Origin of the sequence: Campylobacter sp. W0014, assembly GCF_020135975.1 — a bacterium.
In the GTDB taxonomy this organism is placed as follows: Bacteria; Campylobacterota; Campylobacteria; order Campylobacterales; family Campylobacteraceae; genus Campylobacter_D.
Genome location: NZ_JACHTR010000075.1, coordinates 1 through 1,019 on the forward strand (window position 1 = coordinate 1; position 1,019 = coordinate 1,019).

The window sequence follows — 1,019 nt, forward strand, 5'->3', positions numbered from 1 at the left end:
AACTGGAAAGAAATTTATGAAGATGATATTCTTTATAATCCATTTTTTAAAAGCTCTATTGAAGCGTATCAATATAAAGAAAATCAAAAAGTAAGTGTGGAAGATTTTTTTAAAAATATTCTCAAAATAGGTTTTAAGGGTTTATGGTTTGGTTGGCAAGGTATGGTTGATTTTAATTTTCTAAAAAATATTAAACTTAAATTTATAGATCAAATGACCTATATAGAAGATTTTCCTTTTGGAATAATGTTATTTGCCCAATGCAATAATATCTATATACTTACAGAAAAATTATATTACTATCGCATAAGAAAAGGTAGTAATATGAATCACAAAAATGAATCTGAAAATACCTTGTATCGCAGAAAAAGTCACCATTTCCTAGCAGCTTTTATCATTCTTGATTATTTAGAAAAAACTAATCTTAAACATAAGAATCTACTAAAACAAACTCTTATTAAAGCAATTGAATATTTAAGATTTGAAGTAGTCCGTTTTTCAAAAGAAAATAGACAAGAAAAAATATATCTTTGCTTTAAAAAATTATTTGATTTTTCAAATGACGTAAATTCAAACATAAAATTCATATCTGAACTTATAGATGATAATATAAATTTTTTTTGCAAATACGGCACAGCTAAACAAAGAATTCAAAACCAACTTCCCTATAAACTTGGCCAAACAATGATCATGCGCTCCGCTTCTTTTTCAAAAATACTATCAATGCCATTTTACTTAATATCCACATTTTTAAACCATAAACTACAACAAAAAATCTATCAAAAAAAGATTGAAAAAAATCCTTCTTTAAAGCTACCTCGTTTAAAATCTTATCCTGACTATCAAGAAGCCTTAAAAGAAAAAGAATCTTTCACCTATAAGCTTGGAAAAGCTTTGATAAAAGCTCATAATAATTGGTATAAAGGCGGATATATCAAATTGTGGTTTGAAATAAGAAGACTTAAAGGAGAATTTCATATAGAAAGTAGCTAAGTTTTTATATTTTTTAAAATTAAATA

At 25.2% G+C, this 1,019-nt stretch carries 1 pseudogene; it reads left to right on the forward strand.

Going from position 1 to position 1,019, the window contains the following annotated elements:
* A pseudogene (locus H2277_RS09000) lies at positions 1-993 on the forward strand (hypothetical protein); the annotation flags it as partial.
* Positions 994-1,019 lie beyond the last annotated feature (26 nt).